The sequence below is a fragment of the Streptomyces sp. NPDC001668 genome (assembly GCF_042893155.1).
GTDB lineage: Bacteria > Actinomycetota > Actinomycetes > Streptomycetales > Streptomycetaceae > Streptomyces.
Window position 1 is genome coordinate 1 of sequence record NZ_JBIAUQ010000033.1, and the last position, 6,313, is coordinate 6,313.

Consider the following 6,313-nt stretch of genomic DNA (forward strand, 5'->3'; position numbering starts at 1 on the left):
TTGTTAGGGCCAGTTAGCCAGAGCCTGGCGAACTAGGGTGCTGGATGAAACAGGTCCGGCGATACGAGATGTCTGGGAGGTAAGCCTTCCAGTCGCTCCGGGAAAGTCCGGAACCGGCACGTCGGCAGACCTGTTCGGCGAGCCGCTTGCTGTCGAGGGCGTAGGTCTGTCTGGGCACGTTGGTGCCTGAGGTGTAGAGGCCGCTGTCGTCGGAGTTGAAGGTGAGTGACAGGACACTGTCACCCGGAGAGGGCAGGGCGGATCCGAGAAGTCTGCGGGAGGGGACATCCCAGAGTTCCACGGTGCCGTTGGAGCTCCCGACTGCCAGAGTGCGGCCGTCGTGGGAAAAGGCGAGTGCCGACACGTCACCGCCGTCCTGAGACCATGCGTCGGGGGAAATACCGGACAGCACGCCGAGGCGTCTGTGCAGTGCCCCGTCCCAGAGGGAAACGCGACCGGTCACATCGCCGACGGCGAGATAAGCCCCGTTGGGGCTGAAGGCCAGTGCGCCGGCCTGGTCGTCGGTGAGCAGCCGGTGGCTCGTACGGCCCGAGCGGAAGCCGAATACCGTGCCGTCGAGGGTGACCAGCATCTTCCCGTCACCGCGCCATGCCAGCGGCGGGACGGAGGTGGAGAAGGATATGGAAGAAGACTCGGAGTATGCGCTGACATGGTAGGCCAGCGTTTTGACCCGCTTCTTTCTGCGCACGTCCCATATCTCGACCGCCCCGTCCTCCCGGTACACCGCAAGCTGGCGGCCTCGGGCATCAAGGGCGAATCCGGCTAACCCGGCGATAGTGTCCGATCCGGGCTCGATGTCGAGGGTGGTGTCCACGCGACGGGACATGGTGTCCCAGACGGTGACAAGCTGCCGCCTCGTCTGGTTTTCCTGGTCCACCACCCGGCTCTGAGCGATATAGCGGCCGTCGGGACTTGCCGCCATGAAATCCTCGCACTTCACGAGATCTCCGGGCTTGGCTGACGGACATCGTGGCGCGGACGCCGCGAAGCGCACCCGGCCTTGGGCGTCCAGGATCTGCAGACCCTTCCCGTCCGCCGTGGGCAGGAGTCGGGCCAGTTTCCGGCCACCATTGGCGAGTTGTGACCAGTCGGCGGTCTGCGTCTCCCATCGCGTGGACATGACCCGCTTGAGGTCAAGTGATCGGACGATCGTCCCGGCGCCGCTGAGGTACCGCAAGGTACCGGATGCCTCATCGATTCCCAGATCACTCACATCGAGAATGTTCAACGGCTGTCGGAAGACAGGCGAGTCTGGATTCGAGAGACGCCACACGAACAGCTCCTTGTCGTCCGTGGCGGCCAGAAACTCCCCGTCGGCGCTGAACCACATCCCGCTGAGCTCCGACTCTTCGATTCGCGCCGATTCTCGTCCGCTGCGCAGGTCCCACCTGTGGATTCCTTTGTCGCTGAGAACCGCGACAGTCCTGTTGTCCGGTGAGAAGGCAAGGGAGTCCGCCGGGCAGGCGCCGCGGCCTCGCGCCGGCGTCCACGGTGAGGGTGTCTTACGGTGATTCGCCAGGTCCCAGATCTGCAGTTGCTGCTTGTCGCTGCACAGCGCCAGCCACCGGTCGTCCGCGCTGACGGCTGCCTGCAGCGTTCCCGCTGCCGCGGCGGGCGCCTGTACCAGCAGGCGGTGGTCCGGCACGCGCCAAACCTGAACCGATGCAGAGTCTTCCTGGGTTTCGACGACAAGGGTGTGCCCACTCGGACCGAAGGCCGTGTCGGACGCCCACAAGGTTCCGCTGAGTTTGCCGGTGGCCTGGGCAGACCGTACGTCCCACAGCACGATCCCGTCTGGCCCCGCCAGGGCGAGGGTATGACCGTCCGGGCTCACGGTTGGTGCTCCGTAGAGCAGCTTGCCCGGCCCTCGATAGAGGTGGGTGAGCCGATGGGTGGCCAGGTCCCATATCCGAATCCTGCCCCGCTCGACGGACATCACCGCCCTGCCGTGGTCGATCAGTTGGCGTGTCTTGGAATCCGAGCCGTCGGAATACCCCGAGTCCGCGCCGGGTACTGCGAACACGTCCTTGTCACGCTGGGCCATTGCGCCCAGCAATGCCGACCGTGTCTCTGTTGTGTCGGTCAATCGCCATGCCGCCACGCTGAGCTGCATTGCCCTGACGGGGTCGGAGATGCGCATGCTTTCAGCGACCGCGGCGATGCGGCGTGCCTCGGCCTCCACATGGCGGCGATCACTGGTGCGAGCCTGCTGCCAGGCGAGCACACCGGCGATCAGGGCGAGAATCAGTAGCACGGACACCGTCACGGTGAACTGCCGCAGTCGGCGGCTGACGCGAGCCGCGGCGCGCCGTTCCTGGTCTCGATCGGAAAGGCTGGCGGTCAGGAAGGCGCATTCGACCTCGGTCAGCTCGCCGTGGCGGTCGAGGGGCCACAGCTCCATGGCTGTGGCCAGGCGAGTACCGCGGTACAACGCCCCTGGATCGCCCTCGAGTTCGCGCCAGGTGGTGGCGGCATCGGTGAGCCGCCGGTGCGCGCGCAGCCTCTCCCGGTCCTCGTCAACCCACGTGCGCAATCGCGGCCAGGCTGTCAGGAGTGCCTCGTGCGCCAGGTCGACGATGTCCTCGTCCACCGTCAGCAGCCGGACGCGGATCAACTGATCCAGCACTGTGTCGAGTTCGCCACTGATATCGCTGGCGACCAGTTCGGCGTGCGAGCCGGGGCGTCGGGTGTCGGCGGCCCCTTCGCCCGGTGTGACGAGGCGCAGCAGGATCCGGCGGGCGATGTCGGCCTGGGCCGGTGTGAGGCGAGCGTACGCGTCTTCCGCTGTGCTGACGATCGCACCCCGCAGCGCGCCCGCGGCTTCGTAAGCCTCGACCGTGAGGGCGCGGCCTTTGCGGCGACGCCACGTCTCCAGCAGAGCGTGCGACATCAACGGCAGAGCTCCGGGTTCGTCCTCGACCTCGTCGAGGATCCGGGCCGTCAGGTCGCGCTCGACGATCAATCCGCTCCTCTGGGCGGGTTTGACGACAGCCTCGCGCAGTTCGTCCCGGCTCATCGGACCGACCAGCACGGATGCGTCCTGCAGAGCGGCGGTCAATCCGGAATGCGCGGCGCAGTGGCCGAGGAAATCGGCGCGTACCGCGATTACGACACGCAGTCGGTCGGCTGGGTCGGTGGCGGCCACGAGGCGGTCGATGAACTGGTTGCGTTCGGTCGGGTCGGTGCAGAGGGTGTAGAGCTCTTCGAACTGGTCAACGATCAGCCAGGTGTCGCCGTCGGTGTCTTTCGGTGTAAGCCGTTGCTTGTGTGTGCGCAGCGGATGTTCGCCCGGGGTGAGGACGCGCAGCGCAGCTGGCCGCGGACCGGCCTGGTCCGGGGTGCGCAGGCGGGGGATGAGGCCGGCCCGCAGCAGGGAAGACTTGCCGCTGCCCGACGGACCGAACACAGCGGTGAACCGGTGGGAGCGTGACAGCTCGAGCAGGCGGTCGGTGAGCTGGTCGCGGCCGAAGAACAAGTCGGCGTCGGCAGGCTCGAAGCGGGCCAAGCCCCGGTATGGCGGTTCAGCGTTCTCGTCCTCGGTGCGCGGCTCGGCCGCCACTTCCGAGGCCGCCTCACGCCACCGCTCCTCCCACTCCTCCAGGTCCCCACCGCAAGCGCGCACGTAGGCGAGCACCACCGGCAGGGTCGGCAGCCGCTCACCCCCGGCCGCCTGCGACAGGGTGCTCGCACCCTGCCCTGTGCGCTGCGCCATCATCCGGTAGGTCGGACTCCCGGCCTCCGCACGGAGTTTGCGTAATTCGGCAGCGAACCGTGCCACCGGTCCAGCGCTCGGATCGAGCGGGCTCTCGCGACGTCCTGCCATCGACGGCTCACCCCACCATCCGCCCGCTTCCCCGCTTCCCCCTTGGACGCGGAGCGATCACCCGGAGGCTACGCACGGGTGGGGAGAAGAGCAAACGACAGGCGCCTTCTTTGGTCAGCACCGTGCGCCGTGCCCGTGACCTGCAATGCAGCCATTGATCAGAGTGGCAAAACCGGCTGCCCATTCAATCCCCGGCCCGCTGAACTCGATGACGTGACAGCAACGAGCACCGACCGCGCTCTCATCCGCGGCTCGTCCGGTGACTCTCGCACAGCATCGAGATAAGGAGACGAAGTGCGCACACTCAAGTCCATCGGGGTGGCCGCTCTGGCGTTGACGGCGGGCACGACCTTGGTCCTTACCGGCCCCGCCGACGCGGCCGGCCGCAAGTGGGACGGCCAGGATCCTATCTACAGCGGTTGCGCGGACACCGGACGCATGGTCCACAAGAAGACCGACAAGTACTACAGCTCGCGCTACCACCTGCACGTGTCGGTCACCGCTTCGCTGTGGTACAGCCGCGGCTGCCGCACCGTGTGGGCCATGGTCGACGCCAACGTCCCGACGGACAAATGGAATGGCGAGGGGTGCAACATCTGGCGCAACAGCGACATGAAGCACTACGGCTGCAAGCACCGGACCGGCACCCTCGAGATGCTCTCGCCGATGCTCAACGACAAGAACACCACCGGCTTCGCAACCGCCTGGTCCTACGTCGGGAACGATCCCCACGAAACGTTCGCCCGCACCGCTTCGTACTGACTGGTGAGCTCCGCACAGGCCGACCTACGCCGGATCCTCCCACAGCGCCACAGTTATCGATGAACTGCGCCACCGCGGCTGCCGGGGCCGGGCAGAGGCTCGGCGAGGGCAAGCCTGATCCTTGCGCGGGGCCTTCATCGGCGCCGTTGCGCTTCGGGTTTCGCGCGCCGCATCCAGGACGCCAGGTACCCCGAGGTATTCGTGGGCCCGCGCTCCCACCGTTGCGCGCACAGCGACACCTTGCTTCCGGGGCAGACGACCAGCCCCGTTGCCCCGACCCAGCACGTCCTGCAAATCAGTCCGGATCAGAAGAGAAGGAAAGACAAGATCATGCAGGTACACAAGCGGCTCGCAATCGCCGCGACAGCGATCACCATGGCCGGCGGCCTGGCTGCTGCCGTCCCAGCTCAGGCAAACCCGCCCGCCGCGGCGGCGGGGGCAGCAGCAGCGCAGGGAGCCAGGCCGGCTGAAAACGCGCTGCGTTTTCCCGGCACCTACCGGTGGCTTCCGGAGCACTTCAGCGGCCCGTGCATCACCGCCCACGGTGGCGTGCGCAAGGGAGCGAAGGTCGACCAGTACCGCTGCGTCGGGGCGCAGAACCAGAAGTGGTACGTCGAAGCGCTCGACATCTACAACGCGTTCCGGATTCACCCGGCGCAGAACATGGGCCTGTGCGTGGACATCCCCGGCAACTACCGCAACGGCACACAGCTCATCCTGTGGAACTGCAACGGCCGCACGAACCAGAGCTTCCACGTCAACTGCGGCTCACGGCAGCGCCACTGCACGATCTTCCCCTATTCCGGCGATCACCACGACAAGTGTCTTGCTGTGAAGGGCGGAAAGACGGCCAACAACACCCCTCTGATCTTGTGGCGGTGCAACGGCGCCCGGGACCAGAAGTTCACCTTCCGCTGACCAGAGTTCTCTTGGCCCGGGAACTGGCCGGCGCGAGGGGACCGGCCAGCGCCTCAGGCCATAAACGGCTGCTGGAGCGAGGCGGCCCGGCGTCCGCCGTCTGGGCGTCGTGCAGGCAGTGAGCAACGAACGCCGCCGGGTGGGCCGGTTGCCGACCGGCCCACCCCGTGTCTCCCGCAGGCCGACGCCCACCCGAAAGGCCCCACCCACGCCCATATACGAAGGGAGCGTGCCACGTGAATCCGAGCAAGCACGTTCGTGAGGTGCCGGAATTTGAGGAGTACGTACGCGCGCGGCACGACGCCCTGCTCCGCACCGCACGACGTCTGGTTGCCGACCCGCTCGACGCTCAGGATCTGCTGCAGACCGCGTTGTTACGCACCTACCGCGCATGGGAGCGCATCGACGACAAGCAACTCGCGGACGCCTATCTGCGCCGCGTAATGATCAACACACGAACCGAGTGGTGGCGAGCCCGGAAGCTGGAAGAGCTTCCCACAGAACACCTGCCGGACGTGAGCATCGGGGATTCCACCGAAGAGCATGCTGACCGCGCTCTGCTGATGGACATCATCACTACCCTGACGCCCCAGCAGCGCAGCGTCGTCGTACTACGGCACTGGGAGCAGATGTCCACGGAAGAGACGGCCGCTGCCCTCGACATGGCGGCTGGCACGGTCAAGAGCACGCTGCATCGGGCGCTAGCCCGGCTCCGCGAGGAGCTCCGACACAGGCAGGCAACGGCGTACGGGTTGGCATTCGGTCAGAACAGTTAACTGGCCCTAACAT

General features: G+C 66.7%; 4 protein-coding genes. 3 read left to right on the plus strand and 1 reads right to left on the minus strand.

The window, feature by feature from the left end; genetic code table 11:
* Positions 1-13 precede the first annotated feature (13 nt).
* Positions 14-3,844, minus strand: coding sequence for a DNA-binding protein (locus ACFYZ8_RS44770; RefSeq protein WP_388533249.1), 3,831 nt, complete (start codon positions 3,842-3,844; stop codon positions 14-16).
* A gap of 294 nt (positions 3,845-4,138) precedes the next feature.
* On the opposite strand from ACFYZ8_RS44770, the gene ACFYZ8_RS44775 reads away from it, so the two are divergent.
* From ACFYZ8_RS44775 to ACFYZ8_RS44785, 3 genes are all read left to right on the plus strand, one after another.
* Entirely contained in the window at positions 4,139-4,606 is a 468-nt protein-coding gene (locus tag ACFYZ8_RS44775) for a DUF2690 domain-containing protein (RefSeq protein ID WP_388533246.1), read from the plus strand.
* Between the two features lie 330 nt (positions 4,607-4,936).
* Positions 4,937-5,524 carry an RICIN domain-containing protein gene (locus ACFYZ8_RS44780; protein WP_388533244.1) on the plus strand — a complete coding sequence of 196 codons (588 nt, stop codon included), beginning with the start codon at positions 4,937-4,939 and terminating at the stop codon, positions 5,522-5,524.
* Between the two features lie 236 nt (positions 5,525-5,760).
* Positions 5,761-6,300, plus strand: coding sequence for a SigE family RNA polymerase sigma factor (locus tag ACFYZ8_RS44785; RefSeq protein ID WP_388533242.1), 540 nt, complete (start codon positions 5,761-5,763; stop codon positions 6,298-6,300).
* Positions 6,301-6,313: the final 13 nt, after the last annotated feature.

What these genes read in the sequence shown, in the direction of transcription:
- ACFYZ8_RS44780 (WP_388533244.1), top strand. Translation starts at nt 4,937, where the DNA reads ATGCAGGTACACAAGCGGCTCGCAATCGCCGCGACAGCGATCACCATG.
- ACFYZ8_RS44770 (WP_388533249.1), bottom strand. Translation starts at nt 3,844, where the DNA reads ATGGCAGGACGTCGCGAGAGCCCGCTCGATCCGAGCGCTGGACCGGTG.